The organism is uncultured Thiodictyon sp. (assembly GCA_903837595.1).
In the GTDB taxonomy this organism is placed as follows: domain Bacteria; phylum Pseudomonadota; class Gammaproteobacteria; order Chromatiales; family Chromatiaceae; genus Thiodictyon.
The window spans coordinates 1-1945 of record CAILVI010000180.1 but is presented as its reverse complement, the minus strand read 5'-3'; the positions used below and the strand labels follow the sequence as shown (position 1 = coordinate 1945).

The 1945-nt window shown below is 58.0% G+C and carries 1 protein-coding gene and 1 pseudogene; one reads left to right on the top strand and one right to left on the bottom strand.

Features of this window, described 5'->3' with window-relative positions; all coding sequences use genetic code 11:
- A pseudogene (locus tag QZY44_RS09630) lies at window positions 1-218 on the top strand (hypothetical protein); the annotation flags it as partial.
- Between the two features lie 186 nt (window positions 219-404).
- Here QZY44_RS09630 and QZY44_RS09625 read toward each other — a convergent pair.
- Entirely contained in the window at window positions 405-1691 is a 1287-nt protein-coding gene (locus QZY44_RS09625) for an ISNCY family transposase (RefSeq protein WP_295445584.1), read from the bottom strand.
- Between the last annotated feature and the right edge of the window lie 254 nt (window positions 1692-1945).

The window sequence follows — 1945 nt, the reverse complement described above, 5'->3', positions numbered from 1 at the left end:
TAACCCCCGCCCTGCGCGACCACCCGGAAGATATTCCCGACATCGCCGCCACCCCGGTGGTCATGCTGACCGGCGATGCCAGCAAGGATACCGTGATGTTTGCCCGCGAGCACGCCGTCAACGGCTATCTGGTCAAGCCGGTCGCCCTGAGCGCGCTCAAGGCGCGCATCGATGCCGTGCTGACCAGCTCGCTGGAACTGGCGCCGCAAAAAAAGTGACGGGCAACCGGGGGGCCTGATCAAGGTGCTTATTTTAAGGCTGGGGGGCCGCGAGGCCCCCCAGACCCCCCGGGACTTGGTTCTCCCGATTTGCCCGGACCTTCCGAGCCAGCAATTCTCATTTCTACGTTTCTGATGATTTCTTTTCGAACAAACTATGAACGAATGCTGTTTTTTTGGGGGGACTCAGGGAGGTGGTCGGGCTTTTGGGTGCGCAATGGTGTGGAGGAGGGTCGGCCAGTCCGGGAACACGATGTAGACGGTGATCGTGCGCAGGTGCTGAAAGAATTCATAGGTGGCGCCGCGGGCGGCGACCGCTTCGCGCCAGGCCAGGACGGTGAGGTTGGCGATTGTGTGAAAGGCAAAAGCCATCAGATTCAAGGTAACGAGGACACTGGCCAGGGTAACCTTGCCATGGCCAAAGTTGTGTTCGAGATTATAGCCGTCAGTTTTCAGAACGTTAAAGGTTTCGTTCTCGATTTTCCATCGAGCTCGGCCGCAGGCGGCGAGCTCGACAACGTTGCCGGCAAAGACTTCGATGTCGGTGATAAAGGAGTTGAAATAGGTACGCTTACCCGCAGCGTTGCGAATTTCGATCGAAAACCAGTTTACGTTGAGTGCATCTTTCGACGCTCTCAGTGGGATTTGGTTCAGCCACCGATAGGTGATCGTACTGGTCTTGCCGTTCTTACGGATAGCCTGGCGATGTTCTTCCAGTTCGGCGCCGTCCAGGTATTCGGCGATGGTCTTGTGCGAGGTTGATTTGCAGGTAAGGATGAAACTGCCGCCGCTGGCGAGAATGGCCTCGACGTTCGGCTGACAGGCGAACAGGTCATCGCCGAGGTAAATCGGCCGGTAGACGGCGAGAGCGGGGCCATGCTTGGCAAGCCAACGCTTGGCCGCAGCGCGCTCGCAGTCCTGTTTGAGGGCTCCGTCCTGCGGGGTGATGAACTCGGGCGGCAGTTGCAGAACCTGGGCATGGCCGGGAGCAACCACGGTCGCGCCGAGGAAGGAATGGAAATATTCGGTCCCGCCATCGGAACGCTTCCGTTGCGAACAGGCCGCACACTTGATCTTGCGGGAGCAGAAATGCTCAGTCCCGTCGAGCGCGACCAGCAACCGTCCCTCCAGACGCTGAAACGATGCCAGCGCTCCGGCCTGCGACAGAGCCGCCAATCCGTTCAGGAACAGCCCGTCGAACGCCGCCGGGTTGGTACCGTCCAGCATGGTACGGATATGGTTGTCACAAGGGATCGCCGTCATCCCCAGCAGCGTCTCGCCGTTCGACCGACCCTGCCCCTCCTGAAGAGCCCGCTGATGGGCCAAAAGAGATGGACTTTGCATAAAGAACACAGAGAAAGCGGCCAACCCGATATCTGCCATCGAATATCGATAGCCCTGCCCCTGGCGCTTGTCTTCAAGCCCAGCGCAAACCCTCTTCAGGTCTTGAATCATGTCTTCGAGCGGATGCATGACTCCTTGGAATCACATCCGAGGTACTCAGGGGAATCCCAAATCTTTACCCTGAGTCAACAGGTCGCACCCCAATCACCCGCGACCGCAACTCACTCGCAATGAGAATCGCTGGCCATTCAGTGACCCGCCATGATGCAGGCATAAGTTACGATGTTGGTCATGCGCCACTGCAGAAAGTCGCATAATTTATATTATGGAAAATGATGGGTTGGGGATGGAGCAGGGGGAGCTGATCGGAATTTTCGTACCCG